The 17,473-nt window shown below is 69.5% G+C and carries 14 protein-coding genes; 10 read left to right on the forward strand and 4 right to left on the reverse strand.

The window, feature by feature from the left end; genetic code table 11:
- The first annotated feature begins 412 nt into the window (after window positions 1–412).
- The 5 genes from ASG36_RS16220 to ASG36_RS16240 all read left to right on the forward strand — a co-directional run bounded on the left by ASG36_RS16220 (window position 413) and on the right by ASG36_RS16240 (window position 6,586).
- Complete coding sequence (locus tag ASG36_RS16220; protein WP_162245200.1) at window positions 413–1,321, forward strand: FkbM family methyltransferase; 909 nt, start codon at window positions 413–415, stop codon at window positions 1,319–1,321.
- Window positions 1,322–1,476: 155 nt separating this feature from the next.
- Complete coding sequence (locus ASG36_RS16225; RefSeq protein WP_157498855.1) at window positions 1,477–2,844, forward strand: glycosyltransferase; 1,368 nt, start codon at window positions 1,477–1,479, stop codon at window positions 2,842–2,844.
- 95 nt (window positions 2,845–2,939) lie between these two features.
- The gene (locus tag ASG36_RS16230) at window positions 2,940–4,385 is read left to right on the forward strand and encodes a glycosyltransferase family 1 protein (RefSeq protein ID WP_162245201.1); all 1,446 of its coding nucleotides are present in this window, start codon (window positions 2,940–2,942) and stop codon (window positions 4,383–4,385) included.
- 97 nt (window positions 4,386–4,482) lie between these two features.
- Window positions 4,483–5,388 carry an ABC transporter permease gene (locus tag ASG36_RS16235; protein WP_055766123.1) on the forward strand — a complete coding sequence of 302 codons (906 nt, stop codon included), beginning with the start codon at window positions 4,483–4,485 and terminating at the stop codon, window positions 5,386–5,388.
- 1 nt (window position 5,389) lies between these two features.
- Window positions 5,390–6,586, forward strand: a complete 1,197-nt coding sequence (locus tag ASG36_RS16240) for an ABC transporter ATP-binding protein (RefSeq protein ID WP_055766126.1) — start codon at window positions 5,390–5,392, stop codon at window positions 6,584–6,586.
- Between the two features lie 103 nt (window positions 6,587–6,689).
- On the opposite strand, the gene ASG36_RS16245 is transcribed toward ASG36_RS16240, so the two are convergent.
- The gene (locus ASG36_RS16245; protein WP_235495122.1) at window positions 6,690–8,654 is read right to left on the reverse strand and encodes a DUF4214 domain-containing protein; all 1,965 of its coding nucleotides are present in this window, start codon (window positions 8,652–8,654) and stop codon (window positions 6,690–6,692) included.
- Window positions 8,655–9,300: 646 nt separating this feature from the next.
- Between ASG36_RS16245 and ASG36_RS16250 the strand changes: the two genes are divergently transcribed.
- Window positions 9,301–10,614 (forward strand): LCP family protein, encoded by a 1,314-nt coding sequence (locus ASG36_RS16250; protein ID WP_235495123.1) that lies wholly within the window; start codon window positions 9,301–9,303, stop codon window positions 10,612–10,614.
- Between the two features lie 321 nt (window positions 10,615–10,935).
- On the opposite strand, the gene ASG36_RS16255 is transcribed toward ASG36_RS16250, so the two are convergent.
- Window positions 10,936–11,910, reverse strand: coding sequence for a decaprenyl-phosphate phosphoribosyltransferase (locus tag ASG36_RS16255; RefSeq protein ID WP_200944519.1), 975 nt, complete (start codon window positions 11,908–11,910; stop codon window positions 10,936–10,938).
- Entirely contained in the window at window positions 11,907–12,446 is a 540-nt protein-coding gene (locus ASG36_RS16260; protein WP_082523199.1) for a phosphatase PAP2 family protein, read from the reverse strand. Before ASG36_RS16260 ends, ASG36_RS16255 begins: the two co-directional genes overlap by 4 nt.
- An 80-nt stretch (window positions 12,447–12,526) precedes the next feature.
- Between ASG36_RS16260 and ASG36_RS16265 the strand changes: the two genes are divergently transcribed.
- The 4 genes from ASG36_RS16265 to ASG36_RS16280 all read left to right on the forward strand — a co-directional run bounded on the left by ASG36_RS16265 (window position 12,527) and on the right by ASG36_RS16280 (window position 16,287).
- Complete coding sequence (locus ASG36_RS16265) at window positions 12,527–13,345, forward strand: TIGR03089 family protein (RefSeq protein ID WP_055766135.1); 819 nt, start codon at window positions 12,527–12,529, stop codon at window positions 13,343–13,345.
- A 37-nt stretch (window positions 13,346–13,382) separates the two neighbouring features.
- Complete coding sequence (locus ASG36_RS16270) at window positions 13,383–14,153, forward strand: CoA transferase subunit A (RefSeq protein WP_055766138.1); 771 nt, start codon at window positions 13,383–13,385, stop codon at window positions 14,151–14,153.
- A 3-nt stretch (window positions 14,154–14,156) separates the two neighbouring features.
- Window positions 14,157–14,825 (forward strand): CoA transferase subunit B, encoded by a 669-nt coding sequence (locus ASG36_RS16275; protein ID WP_055766141.1) that lies wholly within the window; start codon window positions 14,157–14,159, stop codon window positions 14,823–14,825.
- Between the two features lie 106 nt (window positions 14,826–14,931).
- On the forward strand, window positions 14,932–16,287 hold the full coding sequence (locus ASG36_RS16280) for a lipopolysaccharide biosynthesis protein (protein WP_055766144.1): 1,356 nt from the start codon (window positions 14,932–14,934) through the stop codon (window positions 16,285–16,287).
- Window positions 16,288–16,314: 27 nt separating this feature from the next.
- Here the strand turns inward: ASG36_RS16280 and ASG36_RS16285 are convergent, their stop codons facing one another.
- Window positions 16,315–17,472 carry an acyl-CoA dehydrogenase family protein gene (locus ASG36_RS16285; protein ID WP_055766147.1) on the reverse strand — a complete coding sequence of 386 codons (1,158 nt, stop codon included), beginning with the start codon at window positions 17,470–17,472 and terminating at the stop codon, window positions 16,315–16,317.
- Window position 17,473 lies beyond the last annotated feature (1 nt).

Genomic DNA, 17,473 nt, shown 5'->3' on the forward strand with positions numbered 1-17,473 from the left:
GTCGGACGGAGATCACACGGCCCCGACGACTGCTCCCGACGAGCCCCTGGATGGTAGATGCCGCGTCCGCTCGGTCTGCCCAACGCGCCGGTCAGACACTCCCGTGCCGCTGGACACGTCTCGCACCCGTCTGCCGCTGAGCACCTGCACACGGGTCGGGAGGACGCCGACACGACGTGTCGGCACAGACCCGCAGCAGGACGTGGTGGACCCGCGGTTCTGCAGATCTCGCGGACGGGGCAGCCGGGACGCCCGTGGTGCTCGGTCGAGGCCGTGATGCAGCGCCGACCCGGGGAAGTGGGCACTCGCGGCCGACCGGACGTCTTAGGATCGCCGAGTGTCTGCCGACGGTCCCTTCATCTCCTATGCACAGAACGCCGAGGACGTCGTCCTCTGGCGCGCGTTGGGGCAGGTGCCCGCGGGGCGGTACGTCGAGGTGGGCGCGAACCACCCCACGACCTCGTCGATCACCAGAGCGTTCTACGACAGGGGCTGGCGCGGCATAGAGATCGAGCCCGTCACCGCCTTCGTCGAGGCCTACCGGTCCGAGCGTCCCGGCGACACGGTCGTCCAGGCGGCGATCACGGCAGACGACGTGGACAGCGTCGTGGTCCACGTCGTCGCAGGAACCGGGCTGTCCACACTGGATGACTCGATCATCGAGAGACACCGAGCCGACGGCTGGGAGGCCAACGACGAGATCGTGCCGGCGCGCACGCTCGACGACGTCCTCGACGAACACCTGACCGTCCAGGATCCGATCCACTTCATGGTCGTGGACGTGGAGGGATCCGAGGCCACCGTGCTCGAGTCCGTCGACCTCGACCGCTGGCGCCCCTGGGTGCTGGTCGTCGAGGCCACCGCCCCGAACTCGACGACCCAGACCCACGCCGAGTGGGAGAGCATCGTCGTCGGAGCCGGCTACGAGTTCTGCCTGTTCGACGGCCTGTCGCGGTTCTACGTCGCAGCCGAACACGCCGCCGAGATGCGACCACACCTGGTCTCTCCCGCCAACCCGCTGGACGTCTTCGTCACGCACGACGCCGTGGTGGTCGAGGCCCGACTCCGGGACCAGGAAGCCCGCATCACACGACTCGAGCGCGAACGACGGGAAGCTCTCGAGGACCTCATCCGGTGGCGAGGCACCGTCCTCAGCCGCTGGGCGGCCGCCGCCTCCGGGGGCACCTCGACCAGCGGCGCACCCACGCACGAAGTCGTCCGGCTGCGCGAGGAGCTCGAAGCGATCAGAGAGACCGTCTCCTGGCGGGTCACGGCACCCCTCCGCACGGTGCAGAAGCGTCGTCTGGAAGGCCGCCGGTGAGCCCGGCGGCCGGGGTCCGATCAGCCCCCAGGAAGGACGCGGTGCACGCGCTCCAGCAACGCCTGCGGGCCGCGGCCCGAGCTCTCGGGTCGGCGACGGAGACCCAGACCGGGGACGACACCGCATCTGCCACCGCGCGCGTGTTCGGTTCCCTCGTGGACCAGGTGCACGCCAGTCGCGACGACGCCGACCTGTGGCTGCTCCTGACCGCCCTCACCGGCGCCTACCCGCTGCCCGACTTGTTCCTGGCCGCACGTCGGGAGAGAGAACTGCAGCGCGCGCCCGACTTCGCTGCCTGGCTCCTCGAGGCCGGGTACCTGGCCGCGAGGGAGTGGGGCTCTCCCGAAGCTGAGATGGACGTGGTCAGCAGCGTGGTCGTCGACGTCGACTTCTCTGCCGGCAACGACCTGCACACCGGCATCCAACGGGTGGTTCGCGAGACGATCCCCCGCTGGGCGGGTGAGCACGAGCTCGTACTGGCCGGCTGGACCGCCACCGGCGGCGCACTGCGGACCCTCCAGCCCAGGGAGGAGGGACGCGTCCTCAGGTGGCACCAAGAGCACGACGTCGCGCAGGACACGCCTCGTCGAGGCATGCCGGACCCACCGGCCTCCAGGCTCCTCGTCCCGTGGCACACCACGGTGGTCTTGCTGGAGAACCCCAGGCCCGAGAGCTGCGGAGCGATCGTCGGCCTTGCGCGCTTCTCCGGCAGTGAGATCGTGCTCATCGGCTACGACTGCATACCCGCGATCAGCCCTGAGCTCATCCACCACGGCCTCCCCGACCGCTTCATGCGCTACCTCGAGGTCGTGAAGCACGCCACCCGGGTGGCGTGCATCAGCCGGTCGGTGGCGGCCGAGTTCCGCGGCTTCATCGCCATGCTCGGCGCGCAGGGCCTCCGCGGTCCTGAGGTCCTGGAATGCGTCCTGCCCGTGGCAGCACCGGTCGGTGGGGGCCGCGCGACGACAGACGTGCCCGTCGTCGTCTGCATCGGGAGCTTCGAGCCACGCAAGAACCAGTTGGCCGTCCTGCACGCAGCGGAGCACCTGTGGCGCCAAGGGCTGGAGTTCGAGCTCCAGTTCATCGGGGGCGGCGGTTGGGCCACGGAGTTCGACACGACGATGCACCGTCTGCAGGCCGATGGCCGCCGCATCCGCCGTCTCACCGCGGTCAGCGACCGTGACCTGTGGAGCGCCCTGAGGTCGGCCCGGTTCTCGGTGTTCGTCTCGTTGCACGAGGGTTTCGGCTTGCCCGTCGCCGAGTCCCTCGCCGTCGGAACGCCGTGCTTGACCACCGACTACGGCAGCACGCGGGAGATCGCAGAGGGCGGTGGCGCACTCGTCGTGGACCCGCTCGACGACCTGGCCATCGCAGCGCAGATGCACCGTCTGCTCACCGACGACGTCCTGGTCGCGGGACTCCGGGCAGATGCGCTGGGCCGCACACCACGCGACTGGTCGGACTACGCCCGTGATCTGTGGGCCATCTCGACGGTCACCGTGAGCGACGGGGGTGCTCCATGAAGATCACCTCCGCTCTGAAGAGCCAGACCGCGCTCTCCCTGCGGACCCGACTCACCGTGAGCCGGCCCTCGGTCCGCCGGTCCCTCGCCTCGCGGATGACCACGGTGCTGACCGCTCTCGGGGTCGAATCCGTCGCTCCCGACATCGACGGTCTGGTGGCGCAGTTCGAGATCGCGTTGCGGACGGCCGACCCCTCGACGGTGTGGCTGGCTCTCGCTGTCCTCGACGCGAGGCTCCCCCGCGCGGACGACGTTCGCCGTACGGTGCGCACGATCCGTCTCGACGGTGTGTCCGCCGCGTTCGGCTCGCCCGTCGGCAGAGCTGTGGATGACTGGCTGGGGAGCGCACGCGACACCGTGGACGTCGAGGTCATGGTGGGGGACGTGTTGGTCGACCTGGAGCACACCGCCCGGGCCGACGTGGCGACCGGCATCCAACGGGTCGCTCGTGAGACCTCGAAGCGGTGGGTGCGTGACCACGACGTCCGCCTGGTCGCCTGGAGTCCCGACCACAGCCACCTGCGCCTCTTGGGGCCGGACGAGCAGGAGCGGGCCCTCACCGGGTCGCCTGCGAGGAGCAGCAACGGGCACGAGAGAGGGACCGTGATCGTCCCGTGGCGGTCGACCTACCTGCTGCCCGAGCTGTCGCCCGAGAGGGAGCGCAACGAGCGCATCGCTGCCATCGCACAGTTCGCCCGTGGCCGCAGCGGTGTCATCGGCTTCGACTGCGTCCCGATCACCACCGCTGAGACCACGGCACTGGGTGTGAGCGAGGCATTCGCATCCAACCTCGCTGCAGTACGACACATGGACAACGTGTCGGCGATCTCCCAGGCAGCCGCGCTGGAGTACCGGGGGTGGCGCAGCATGCTCTCCTCCATCGGCCAGCGCGGGCCCGAGATAACTCCTGACCTGCTGCCGGCCGAGGCGCCCGCCACGACGGACGTGGACCTCGCAGCAGTGCGTGCGAGTCTCACGGTTCCAGGACTGCCCATGGTCCTGTGCGTCGGCACCCACGAGCCTCGCAAGAACCACGTGGCCCTGCTGCACGCCGCCGAACTCCTCTGGAGGGACGGCGTCCAGTTCAGTCTCGTGCTCGTAGGAGGTCGATCGTGGAACGACGATGCGTTCCAGAGCGCCGTGGCGACAGCTCGAGGCCGTAACCGCCCGCTCGACGTGGTGACGACGATGTCGGACGACGTGCTGTGGGCGGCCTACCGGGTGGCCAGATGCGTGGTGTTCCCCTCGCTGAACGAGGGGTTCGGACTCCCCATCGCGGAGTCCCTGGCCTGCGGAACGCCCATCGTGACCTCGCGGTACGGCTCCATGGCCGAGATCGGCGCGGCCGGTGGAGCGGTGCTCGTCGACCCACGCGACGATGCCGACATCGCACGCGGACTCCGCGCCGTCATCGAGGACGACGCACTTCACAGCTCCCTGGTGGCCCAGGCTCTCGCCCGCCCGTCCAGGACGTGGGACGACTATGCAGCGGCCGCGTGGTCGACCTTGGCCGTCCGGGGCAGCGGGCCCACCGGCGCCTGAGCGGGTCAGTCCGGGGTGACCAGGTGATCCTCACCTGTCACCTACCCTCGTGAACGCTGCCAGATCGAGCGGCGCACAGACCTGAGTACGGAGACCGATGAGCACGCTCGAATCACAGACCCGAAGCGCTCGCCTCGCCGATGCGGACTGGCAGTCCAGCGCGCCGGGCGGGGGGCTCTTCTCCGGTACCGGGCGGTCCCTGCGCGAGATCGCCGGACAACGCGAACTGCTGGGCCTCCTGGTGCGGCGGGAGCTCAAGGCCCGCTACAAGGACAGCACGCTGGGGTTCCTGTGGAGTCTGCTGCGACCGCTCTCGATCCTCCTCGTCTACTACGTGGCCATCGGGAAGTTCCTGGGCGCCGAGCGTTCGATCCCCGAGTTCGCCATCTACATCTTCACCGGCTTGATGATCTGGCAGCTCTTCGCCGAGATCGTGAGTTCGAGCACCGGTTCCATCGTCAGCAACGCGGGGCTGGTGCGGAAGATCTACCTCCCCCGAGAGGTCTTCCCGCTGGCGACCGTCGGGTCGGCCCTCTTCAACTTCCTGACCCAACTGGTCATCCTGATCCCGGCGATCTTGTTGGCCGGGAGCATCCCGTCCGGAACCCGACTGCTGTACGTCCCCCTCTCCTTGGCCGTCATCGTGGTCTTCGCGACCGCGATCGGCATGGCCCTCGCTGCAGTGAACGTCTACCTCCGCGACGTCCAGTACCTGGTCGAGATCTCGCTGACGATCCTGTTCTGGGCATCGCCGGTGGTGTACTCCTGGGCTCTCGTCAGGGACGCGCTCGGTGCCACCGCCGAGAACCTGTACCTCGACAACCCCATCACGCTGGCGGTCCTGGGCATGCAGCGCGCCTTGTGGGTGGCCGGGACCGACCAGCCGGTCCCCGACGGTCTGGCCGGCCGATTGGGCGTCGCGCTCCTCGTGGGCCTGGTGCTCCTCTGGCTCGCCCAACGCCTCTTTGCCCGCCTCGAGGGCAACTTCGCCCAGGAGTTGTGACATGTCCACTGCGTCCCCCACCGTCATCGAAGTAGAGGGACTGTCCAAGCGCTTCGTGATCCGCAAGGACAAGTCCATCAAGGAGCGGCTGGTGAACGCGACTCTGTCGCGCCAGCACCGAGAGGACTTCTGGGCTCTTCGCGACGTGGACCTGAGCATCGAGTCGGGCACGACCGTCGGGCTCATCGGACCCAACGGTTCGGGGAAGAGCACGCTGCTGAAGGCGATCGGCGGGATCATCCAGCCGACCTCGGGATCGGTGCGTCGGCGAGGACGCCTCGCTGCGCTCCTAGAACTCGGCGCGGGTTTCCACCCGGACCTCACCGGCCGAGACAACGTGTACCTCAACGCCGCCATCCTGGGCCTGTCTCGGAGTCAGACGGACAAGTGCTTCGACGACATCGTCGAGTTCTCCGGGATCGAGAAGTTCATCGACACCCAGGTGAAGTTCTACTCGTCGGGCATGTACGTGCGTCTGGCCTTCGCTGTTGCCGTGCACGTCGACCCTGATGTGCTCCTCGTCGACGAGGTGCTCGCGGTCGGCGACGAACCGTTCCAGCGCAAGTGCATGGACCGCATCAAGCAGTTCCAGCGCGAAGGTCGCACGATCGTGCTGGTCACCCACGCCTTGGACCAGGTCGTCGACATCTGTACGCGAGCCGTCGTACTCGAGAACGGCCACGTGATGCTCGACGGGGCGCCGCGCGACGCGACACGCCTGCTCCGCGCGGACTTCGACGTGCAGTCGACCAACGAGATGGAAGCGAGTGGCCAAGGCGCGTTGTCCCGGGTTCTGGCCGTCAAGACCTTGGGGCCCGACCTGGTGCCGGTGACGACAGCCGTGCCCGGGGCAGACCTGGTCCTGCGTGTCACCGTGGAGTCCGACAACGAACTACGTGACTGGGTCCTCGGGGTCGGGATCGACACGCCGACCGGGCAAGCCGTCTTCGGGACCAACACGCAGCTGCTCGGAGAACGCATGCCGCCGTTGAGGGGGCGACGTGACTTCGACGTCCGGTTGACCGACCTGCGGCTGGGAGAGGGTCAGTACTCGATTCACGGCGCCCTCGCAACGTGGGACGGGCCGACGTTCGCGAAGCTGTCCCAGGCCGCCCAGATCGAAGTGCCCGGGACTGGCACCAGCATCGGCTTCGTGGGCGTGAACAGCATCGCGACCGCGGCTGTCCCCGGCACCTGAGCGACGATCGTCTGCATCCGGAGGCGGGTCCGGGGTCGTCACGCACAGAGCCTGCCCCGGTCGGCCTCCACCCCTGGAGGCCGACCGGGGTTGATGAGGGCTGTCAGCCGGGGAACCGGCTCATTCCCCGCAGGAAGTACTCCATGCTGCTCATGACGTCCTGCCGCAGCTGCTCGTCGCCGGAGCCCATGAGCACGGGCAGCCAGAACTCCTGCTCGCCACGGGCCGCCGGACGACCGAGGTAGTACTGGTACGTCTGGTCCACCCGCCGCATGCCGGCTTCTGCTGAGCCCCAGACCGCTGCGATGACCGGGGCAGGTCCGCTGGTGCGCCGGACGTTGGCCCAGTAGTTGATCTCCCACGTGTCAGCACCACGGTTGAGAGCTGCTTGGTAGATGTTGTTGACGAACGCGCTGTCGCTGCTGCCACCCCGCAGGTAGAACTCCTGGCTCGCCATGAGCGTCGGACGCAGCGTGTCGATGCGCACGGCTCCGCTCGCGAGGTACTGGAGCCAGGTGTTCATCCCCCCGGGATCGGGGGCTCGGTTGAACACCTGCTGGTAGGCCTGAGTGATGGTCAGCATCCGGAACTCGGTCGAGTTCGAGAAGGCCGAGGCGACACCTCGGGTCGACCAGCCGCCCCCGGTCAGCTTGGAGGTCCAGTCGCCGAGCCCGTTGGGGTCCGGGGTCCTGACCATCATGTCCTGGTAGAGGGCGCGGACGAAGGACTCGTTGCCCGCACGGCCCGCCACCGCTGCACGGATCTCGCCGAGCCTGGCGTAGCCGTACTGGCCCGGGCAGGCAGTGCTCCCGACATCCCGGTGCCCGAAGATGGTGGGCAGCGTCACCCTCGCCCCGGCTGCGTAACGAGAGGTGCCGCCACCACCTGAGGTGAGAACCGTCGTGCCGTTGGGGTTGACCCCGTACAAGGAGAACTTCCACGCGATGATCGCCGAGACTGCATTGACCATCGCCTGCGGCGGCTGGGCCGTGTCGTAGTTGCCCAACATCGAGACCCCGAACGTCGAGGTGTTGAACCCACCTGCGTGTGCGCCGACGACCGTGGAACTCAGGCCGCCGTAGCGCCCCTCGTAGATGCGCCCGAACTTGTCGACGATGACGTTGTAGCCGATGTCGCCCCAACCGCGAGACACGCTGTGGAAGGCCTGGATCGAGCGCATCATCCGCGCCACGTCGTCAGGCCCGTAGTTGTTGCCGTCCGCTGTGTGGTGCAGCGTGGCCGCCTTGATCGTCGGGGCGTACTCCGGATCCCAGTTCATGATCCGCTCGTCAGCTCCCCACTGGGCGCGGGTGATCACTGCGGGCATGGCCATGGCCGCGTTCGCCTGGTCCAGAGGCGCAGTGGATGCGAGGTCGTCCGCCGCACTGGTGCCCGGGTCGATGAGGGTGACGCGAACGTCCTCGGGCACAGCGCCGTCTCGGCCCTGGACGACGGCCTCCACGCCCGTGGCGTCGCCGGTCCAGTACGGGGCGGTGCCTGCCCTGACCTCGGTGGACGGCGTCGTCACCGACTCCTGCTGCTCAATGTCGTCGGGCTCCAGCGCCGTCCACTCCCCCCAGGCACCATCCAGGTGCTGGACGCGGATCTGGACGACGACGTCCTCGACAGACGGTGTCTCGAGCCACGTGACGCCGACACTGGCGAACGTGTCGCGCTCATCGTCCGACACGGTCAGAGCCGGGACGCCGGTCAGTTCCGCGCCGGAGGACACCACGTCCTCATCGGTGGTCGAGTCCGGCGCCTCGGGCTGGACCGGCTCGTCCGTGGGCGTGGCGGAGGGCGATGCCCCCTCGGGCTCCTCACCGGGAACCGCCGACGGGGGTGCTGCCTCTGGCGTCGGCGGGGCCGGACTCTCACTCGGCGGCTGCGATTCCGCCGTGCTGGGTGCCCCGCTCGCGGTGGCTTCTGCCTCGCTGACGCCCTCGGGTGCGACGACACCGTCGGTGGACACGACGGCATCAGCCGTCGGCTCCACCACGGATCCCAAGGCGATCTCGTCGATGGAGGACTCGACCGGATGCGGCGAGGGGCTGGGGGCTGCGTACACCGGGAGGACCAACACGGTCCCGGTGAAGGCGATGGAGGCCGTGAGGCCCCCGAGTATCCGACGCACTTTGTGCTTCCTCCGTTGACTGACGAACTGCCCACGAGCACTCGGGCCTGTCTGACCTGTCATCGGCCCACCGCCACCGGTCCTTGAGCCCCCGAACGGGCACTTTCCTGACCGGGGACGGGGTCTCGGCGAGATGTGCGCACTTTCGTCACACAACGCTGACGTGTTGACCCGGTCTTGGCACCAGCCGACCCCGCGACGCGCCGATGGACCCGTTGCAGATCTGGGACGGGCGCGCCGCGGCCGGCAGGCACAGGCGCGGTACGTATCGTGCGCAGGGCCTCCACCGGGGCCGTGACCGCGCGACCAGGGCGCCAGCTCGAGGGAGGACCGACCGATGGACCGAGCAGACGAGCCCGTGAGCGTCAGCCGATCACTCCCCCCTCGCCTCGACCCCCGAGCCGGCAGACCCCGTCGCGGGTCGACCGGGGGGCGGTCCACGCTGCCGACCGAACGTGCGGGGAGGACGAGGATCACCCGGCTGGCTGTCGGTGCTCGCGTCGTCGCGGGCCTGCTCTCCGTGGTCCTCCTCGCCACGGGCGGATGGGGCTGGTACCTCGGCCAGGTCGTCGAGGCCAGCGTGAACCGGACCGACGCGATACCTACGAGCGGCAACGACGGGGTCTCTGCCGTCGAGGACGCCAACTCGGCGATGAACTTGCTGCTCGTGGGCAACGACAGTCGCGCCAGTGCCACGGAGGAAGAGCTCGCGGAGCTCAACACCGAGGCCAATGACGGGATCAACACCGACACCATGATCTTGGTGCACGTGCCCGCCAACGGGTCCGCAGCTTCCTTCGTCTCGTTCCCTCGCGACTCCTACGTCGAGATCCCGGGGCACGGCTCCGACAAGCTGAACGCGGCCTACGCGTACGGGATGTCCGACGCGCCGGACGGAGCGACGGACGCCGAGAGGCAGGCAATGGGCGCACAGCTGCTCATCCAGACACTCAGCCAGTTGACGGGTCTGTCCATCGACCACTACGCCGAGGTCGACCTGCTCGGCTTCTTCAACCTGTCCAGCGTCATCGGTGGCGTCGAGGTGAACCTCTGCAGCGCGGTCCAGGACTCCTTCTCAGGGGTCGACCTGCCCGCCGGCGTGCAGACGATCAGCGGCGAGCAGGCCCTGTCGTTCGTGCGCCAACGCCATGGACTACCCCGCGGCGACTTCGACCGCATCATCCGGCAACAGACGTTCATCGCCGGGATGATCCGCAAGATGCTCTCGGAGAACGTGCTCTACGACCTGGGCAAGCAACGTGAGCTCGTGGAGGCAGCGGCCCAGTCCCTGACCATCGACCAGACGCTGGACCTGCTCGACCTGGCCAGCCAGATGCAAGCGGTCACGGCTGGCAGCATCGACTTCCAGACCGTCCCCTACGTTGGGGACAGCACCGACGACGCCGGCCGGTACATCCTCCAGCTGCAGGACGAGGACTCCCTGCACGCCTTCTTCGCCAGCCTCTCTGCCGAGCCCGAGACCCCGGCGTCGGCCGAGCCGACCGCGGCCCCGGCCACGGTGGAGCCGTCCGAGGTGTCGGTGTCGGTCTTCAACGGATCGGGCATCGCCGGCGAGGCAGCAACCGCGGCGAGCCAGCTGGAGGCGGCCGGGTTCACCGTCGCGGCCACCGGCAACGCGGACTCGACCGAGTACACCGCCACGGAGATCCGGTACGCGGCCGGCGACGAGGCCCTGGCCACGACGCTGGCCGCCTCCATCCCCGGTGCCACCACCGCCCAGGTCGACGACGTCGAGTCCGGCGTCGTCCAGCTCGTACTGGGATCGGACTTCAACGGGGTGGGCGCGGCCCTGTCCACCCCCGAGACGACGGCGGCCGCTCCCGTCGAGGGCGAGGACCCCCGCACTGCCGCCGACACGGCCTGCATCAACTGAGTCCGGGGCTCGCGGCGCGCCGACCGGCGACAGCTCGGCGCTCTGCGTGCCACCGCGTCGAGGCCGAGAACCCCGCCTGACACGGTCTCGTCTGCGTGGGCGGCCCCAGCGCCGGCTGGCTTGATGGGTGGGGGCGGACAGTGATCACCCGCCCCCCCGACGGCCACGGATCCACCGATGCGGCACGCCGTCCCATGGTCGCGTTCCCCCCGGACAGGACCGCGCCGAACCGGTTGCACACCGATCTGCCCCAGCCCACGCCCGGTCGGCGGCGGTGCACCGCGGAGGGTCTGTCGTCCCGAAGAGGGACTCTGGGGGCGATCAGCTCGTGAAGACCCCCAGGCCCACCAGTACTGCCCACAACAGGCCCAGGAAGAGGAGCACCCGGTCCCTCAGGACGATCTCCTCCGGGGCGCCCGCCGAGCCCTTGTCGACGTCGACGGCATAGCGGAGCACGGCCAGGACGAAGGGGGCGATCGAGATCGTCGCCCAAGGAGGTCCCTCCTGGGTGCTGGCCATCTCGAAGGCCCAGAGGCTGTAGGCGGTGACCGTGACTCCGGCCGAGAGGCTCCAGACGAAACGGAGGTAGCTGGCGGAGTACTCCTGGAGCGTGCGCCGCGTTGCCGCCGCGTCGCCGACCAAGATGAACTCGGAGTACCGCTTTCCCGCGACCATGAACAGCGATCCGAACGCGGCGACGAGCAGGAACCACTGGGACAGGAAGAGCCCAGCCGCGACTCCTCCCGCGATGCCCCGGAGCAAGAACCCGGAGGCGACGACAGCGAGGTCGATGACCGGTTGGTTCTTGAGGAACACGCAGTAGGCCAGCTGGATGACGATGTAACTGCCCAGGACACCCGCCAGAGCCGGTCGCGTCAGGAGCACCGCGCAGGTGAGGGCGACAGCGAAGAGGACGACAGCCATGGCGACGGCCGCGGTGCGCGGGACCAGTCCAGCCGCGATGGGACGGAACCGCTTCCTCGGGTGCCGGCGGTCCTCTTCCACGTCGATCGAGTCGTTGACGAGGTAGACGCCAGATGCCGAGATGCAGAAGAGCAGGAAGGCCACGATGGTCGGTCGGAGGACATCCGGGTCGAAGACGGCGCCTGCAGCGAGAGGCGCAGCCAGCACGAGGACGTTCTTGACCCACTGCCTCGGCCTCAGGGCGCGGACGAAGCCCCAGGCACGCGAGCCCCGGGGACCGGGGGTCCTCGCAGGGGGGGGAACACGTGCCGGGCTCGGCTTGGACGCCGGTCCATCAGCCCCCGGTCCGGATGCCGCGGAGCTGTCGATCACGAGAACGCCTTCCGGGGTGCACGTGGCCCAGCGGCGTTGAAGCCGGCTGCCACGAGTCCTCCGATGGCCGACCCAGCGAGGACGTCCGACGGGTAGTGGACCCCCAGCAAGACCCGCGACACGCCCATGGCCACGAGGGCACCGGCCATGAGCGGCCGCCCGAAGACAGGCGCGAAGGCGACGGCAGCCGCGGCTGTCGAGCAGCAGTGCGCACTGGGGAAGGAGAGTCGGCCCGCCGTCCTCACCAACGGGGGGACGTCGTCGAGTGCTGGCCGGGGCCTACGGACCAGCCGCTTGACGACCACCCCGGTGGCGTGCGCTGCGACGATCGCCGCCAAGGAGCGCGGCCAGTCGCCCCGGTTCCTCGCCACCGCCCATCCCGCGCCACCGAGCGCGAGCCACCCCAACCCGTGCTCTCCGAAGTGGGACAGGCCACGCGCCACAGGGACAGCTGGCGTGCCACCGAGCCGTGCTCTCGTGCTCCGGAGGAGGAGGAGGTCCACACGCATGACGGCAGTACCGGGGACAGTGCTCATCGATCGTCGACTCTAACCAGGCCCGGACGCTGGGGGCGGCCACTCGCCGCGTCCGTCGGACTTCCTGTCACGCTCGTCAGATGCGGCTCACTGATCCCATCGCCTCCGCCACTCCCGCGGACCTCATCGCGACCGTGCTCCGCCGGGACGCTGCCGCCCCGCTCGTCACGCACTACGACGACGCGACCGGAGAGCGGGTGGAGTTGTCCGGCACCACGCTCGCGAACTGGGTCTCCAAGACGGCGAACCTGCTGCAGGACGAGTTCGACGTCGGCCCGGGGAGCACCGTCGCCCTGGCCCTCCCGGTGCACTGGCAGACCGCCGCCGCACTGCTCGCGGTCTGGTCGTGCGGCGCCGCCGTCGTCGACACCGCCGCCGAGGACGAGGACCGGCTGACCGACGTCGACGTCGTGCTGGCCGAACAGTCGAGGCTCGCCGCCATCGAGGGCCAGGGCGTCGAGGAGCTCCTCGGGCTCTCCCTGCACCCGCTCGGGATGGGCATGACCGGCTACGTCGGCGACGCCCGGGACTTCACCCTGGAGGTACGGGTGCATGGCGACCACTTCGCCCCCTACCAGCCCCCCACCCCGGACTCCCCCGGGCTGCTGCTCGCTGGACTACAGCTCACCCTCGGCGGGCTCGTCGACACCGCGACCGAGCTGGCCGGCCGGTTGGGCATGGTGGCCGGGGACCGGGTGCTGGTCGACGAGCAGGCCGCCACCGAGGCCGGTCCAGTGGCGTGGTTGCTCGCCCCGCTCGCCGCTGGTGCCTCAATCGTGCTGAGCCGGCATCCGCTCCCCGGGGGGCTGCAGCACCGGGCCGAGACGGAGGGGGTCACCGCTACCCTCGGGCTCAGGCTCGACGGGATCCGCGAGCTGGGCCGCCCCGCTCAGAGCTGAGCCCCGCCCAGCGATTTCGATGGACGGTGGTCGCTGCATGGACAAGGTCGTCGCCAGCACAGCCGAGGCGGTCGCCGACATCGGCGCCGGTTCCTCGTTGGCCGTGGGCGGTTTCGGGCTCTGCGGGGTGCCGATCAAGCTGATCGACGCGCTCCTGGAGCAGGGCGCGGACGGGTTGACCACGATCAGCAACAACTGCGGGGTGGACGACGCCGCGCTCGGGGTGCTGCTCTACGCCGGACGGATCGCCAAGACGATCTCCTCCTTCGTGGGCGGCAACAAGGAGCTGGCCCGGCTGTACCTGTCCGGCCAGCTCGACGTCGAGCTGACCCCGCAGGGCACGCTCGCCGAGCGGCTGCGCGCCGGCGGCTGCGGGATCCCCGCCTTCTTCACCCCCACCGGCGTCGGCACGATGGTCGCCGACGGCGGGATCCCGGTGCGCTACGACGCCGACGGGAACGTCACGCTGGTCAGCGAGCCCAAGGAGACCCGGGACTTCGGTGGGCAGGACTTCGTGCTGGAGACCGCGCTGACCGCCGACTTCGCGCTGGTCCGAGCTGCGGTCGGTGACCGACACGGCAACCTGGTGTTCCACGAGTCCGCGCGCAACTTCAACCCGCTGTGCGGGATGGCCGGCACCATCACCATCGCCGAGGTCGAGCGGCTGGTCGAGCCCGGCGAGATCCTCCCGGAGTCGATCCACCTGCCCGGGGTCTTCGTGCAACGCGTCGTCGAGGTCGGCGCCGAGGGCAAGGACATCGAGAAGCGCACCACCCGCCCCCGCCCCGCCGCACCCCAGGAGGCCTGACCCATGGCTCTGACCCGCGACCAGCTCGCTGCCCGCGTCGCCCTGGACCTGCAGGACGGCCAGTACGTCAACCTGGGCATCGGCATGCCCACCCTGGTGCCCAACTTCATCCCCGACGGCGTGCACGTGGTGCTCCAGTCGGAGAACGGCGTCCTCGGTGTCGGCCCCTACCCCTTCGAGGGCGACGAAGACCCCGACCTGATCAACGCCGGCAAGGAGACGATCACCCTGCAGGCCGGCGCGAGCTTCTTCGACTCGGCGCTGTCGTTCGGGATGATCCGCGGGAAGCACATCGACGTCGCCGTCCTGGGCGCCATGCAGGTCAACCCCCGCGGCGACCTGGCCAACTGGCTGATCCCCGGGAAGATGGTGAACGGCATGGGCGGGGCCATGGACCTCGTCCACGGCGCTCGCGAGGTGATCATCATGATGGAGCACGTCGCCCGCGACGGGTCGCCGAAGCTGGTCGAGGAGTGCTCCCTTCCGCTCACCGGCAAGGGCTGCGTCGACAGGATCATCACCGACCTGGCCGTCATCGACGTGACCGAGGCCGGGTTCGTGCTGCGCGAGACGGCGCCGGGCGTCAGCGTCGAGCAGGTGGCGGCGGCCACCGGTGCGCCTCTAACGGTGTCGGAGGGGGTTCGCGAGATGGGCATCCCTCCCTCCGCCTGACCCGCCGCGCTGTCCGGCTCACGCTGGTGTCGGCCCCGCTCACGCTCGGAGTCCCGGGCTACCGTGGTCGCGTGCTGCGTAGAACCGCCCATCCTGCCCACGGGACGTGGGCGAGCTGACGGCGTCCACGTCTCGCCGGTCCGCTCTCTCCCTGTCATGGGTCGCCCTGTGCATCGTGGGCTCAGGCGCGCTGACCTACGGATACCTGGCGATCGTCGCGCGCAACCTGTCCGGCGGGGAGTACGGCGGGTTCGGGGCGTTCTGGTCGATGTCCCTCATCGTCGGCTTCGGCGCCTTCCTGCCTGTCGAACTCGAGTTGGCGCGCCGTCTCAGCGCCCGCCGCTCGGCGGGACTACCCGCACTGACCACCACGACCATCTGCCTGCTGGTCGTCGGGTGCCTGGTCGCTCTCGGGGCGGCCGCACCCCTGTTGGTGCCCGCGTTCGCAGGAGACAGGGGCACTCTGGCACCGCTGGGTCTCTTGGTCCTCGTCAGCGCTGGGCAGTTCTTGCTCCGCGGACTCCTCCTGGGCACGGGGAGGTTGCAGACCCACGGGACCCTGCTGCTCATCGACTCGGTGCTGCGCGTTGCCCTTGCGGTCGGCGTGAGCCTGGTGTTCCCCTCGGCCGGTCAGACTGCCTTCGCGTGGACCCTCGTCGTGGCAGCGGCCCTGACCCACCTGCCCCTGCTGGCCTGGACCCGTCTACGGCCTCAGGCGCGGTCCGGCGTGAAGGACAGCTCGGACGTCTCGGCGGGGCCGGGCCGGTCTGAGGTCGATGAGCGCCCCTTCCCGTCGGCGGTGGCCCACCTGCTGGTCGGTTCACTCGCTGCTCAGGTGCTGCTGAACTCGAGCCCGGTCCTCATCGCCTCCGTCGCAGACGCTGCTGAGGCGCCCCTCGCAGCCGCTTACGTGGCGACCTTCACCCTGGTCCGGCTCCCGCTCTTCGTCGCCGTCCCTCTGCAGAGTGCCTTGGTGCCGGTCATCATCGGCGCGCGAGAGCGCGGGGGGCCGTCAGCCGTCCGTCGACTGGTGATCCGGACCCTGGCGGCGACGGCAGCGGCCGGCGCTGCGGCACTGGCGCTGGGGGCTTCCGTCGGCCCGTGGGTGGTGTCCGTGCTCTTCGGTGCTCAGTACGCGCTGTCGCGCCCAGAGACGGGGCTGCTGGCCCTGGGTGCCGGGCTACACCTGGGGCTGCTGGTCCTCAGCCAGGTACTGGTCTCGGCGGGACGACAGCGCCGGGTCGCCGTCGTGTGGACCGCAGGCCTGTCGATTGGCTCAGTGGTGTTCTGGGCTCTTCCAGACCTCGTGCTCCGGGCCTCCTTGGCCTTCACCGTGGGCTCAGGTGCAGCTCTGATCGTCAGCGCTGCCTTCTTGGTGTCGACTTCTCAGCCCCTAAGCCCCGACCGTGCACCAGACGGCCCTCCACGTGAGAAGGGCCTGACCCGTCCGCGTGGCGACTGAGTGCAGCTGTGGGTCCCGCCGCCGGACTCAGCGCAGGATGTTGCGCGCGATGACCATCCGCTGGATCTGGTTGGTGCCCTCGTAGATCTGGGTGATCTTGGCGTCGCGCATCATGCGCTCGACCGGGAAGTCCTGCGTGTAGCCGGCCCCGCCGAACAGCTGGACGGCGTCGGTGGTCACCTGCATGGCGACGTCGGAGGCGAAGGCCTTGGACGACGCCGACACCATGGTGAGGTCCGGTCCGCCGGTCTCCCCGCGGGCGGCGGCGACGTAGACCAGGTGCCGGGCGGCCTCGATCTTCATGGCCATGTCGGCGAGCATGAACTGCACGCCCTGGAAGTCCGAGGTGCTCTTCCCGAACTGCTTGCGGTCCTTCGTGTAGGCGATCGCCGCGTCCAGCGCCCCCTGCGCGACGCCGACGGCCTGCGCGCCGATGGTCGGGCGGGTGAAGTCCAGGGTCTTCAGCGCGGTCTTGAAGCCGGTGCCGGGCTCACCGATGATCCGGTCGGCCGGGATCGTGCAGTCGGTGAAGATCAACTCGCAGGTGGGTGAGCCCTTGATCCCCATCTTCCGTTCCTTGGCGCCCACCGCGAAGCCCGGATCGTCCTTGTGCACGACGAACGCGGAGATGCCGTTGGCGCCCTTCTCCGGGTCGGTCACCGCCATCACGGTGAACCACTCGCTCACGCTTGCGTTGGTGATCCACGCCTTGCCGCCGTTGAGCACCCAGGAGTCGCCCTCCAGGCGGGCGCGGGTCTTCATCGCCGCAGCGTCCGAGCCGGCCTCCCGCTCGGACAGCCCGTAGCTGATCATCGCCGCCCCGGAGGCGATGGAGGGCAGCACCTTCTGCTTGAGCTCCTCCGACGCCGAGAGGATCACCGGCACCGACCCCAGCTTGTTCACCGCGGGGATCAGCGAGGCGCTGACGTCGACCCGGGCGACCTCCTCGATGACGATGCAGGTGGCGATCGCGTCGGCGCCCTCGCCGCCGTACTGCTCCTCGATGTGCGTGGCGTGGAAGCCCGCGGCGGTGAGGGCCTTCTGCGCCTCGACCGGGTACCGGGAGTCGGCATCGACCTCGGCCGCCCAGGGCGCGATCTCGCGCTCGGAGATCTCCCGGACCGCGGCCCGGATCGCGTCGTGGTCTTCAGTCAGTGCGTACAGCCCGCCGGCGTTGCTACCCACG

Origin of the sequence: Geodermatophilus sp. Leaf369, from assembly GCF_001424455.1 — a bacterium.
In the GTDB taxonomy this organism is placed as follows: domain Bacteria; phylum Actinomycetota; class Actinomycetes; order Mycobacteriales; family Geodermatophilaceae; genus Klenkia.

Coding starts and splice junctions, on each gene's coding strand:
- ASG36_RS16230 (WP_162245201.1), top strand. CDS start 2,940: ATGACCACGGTGCTGACCGCTCTCGGGGTCGAATCCGTCGCTCCCGAC.
- ASG36_RS16235 (WP_055766123.1), top strand. CDS start 4,483: ATGAGCACGCTCGAATCACAGACCCGAAGCGCTCGCCTCGCCGATGCG.
- ASG36_RS16240 (WP_055766126.1), top strand. CDS start 5,390: ATGTCCACTGCGTCCCCCACCGTCATCGAAGTAGAGGGACTGTCCAAG.
- ASG36_RS16260 (WP_082523199.1), bottom strand. CDS start 12,446: ATGAGCACTGTCCCCGGTACTGCCGTCATGCGTGTGGACCTCCTCCTC.
- ASG36_RS16265 (WP_055766135.1), top strand. CDS start 12,527: ATGCGGCTCACTGATCCCATCGCCTCCGCCACTCCCGCGGACCTCATC.
- ASG36_RS16270 (WP_055766138.1), top strand. CDS start 13,383: ATGGACAAGGTCGTCGCCAGCACAGCCGAGGCGGTCGCCGACATCGGC.
- ASG36_RS16275 (WP_055766141.1), top strand. CDS start 14,157: ATGGCTCTGACCCGCGACCAGCTCGCTGCCCGCGTCGCCCTGGACCTG.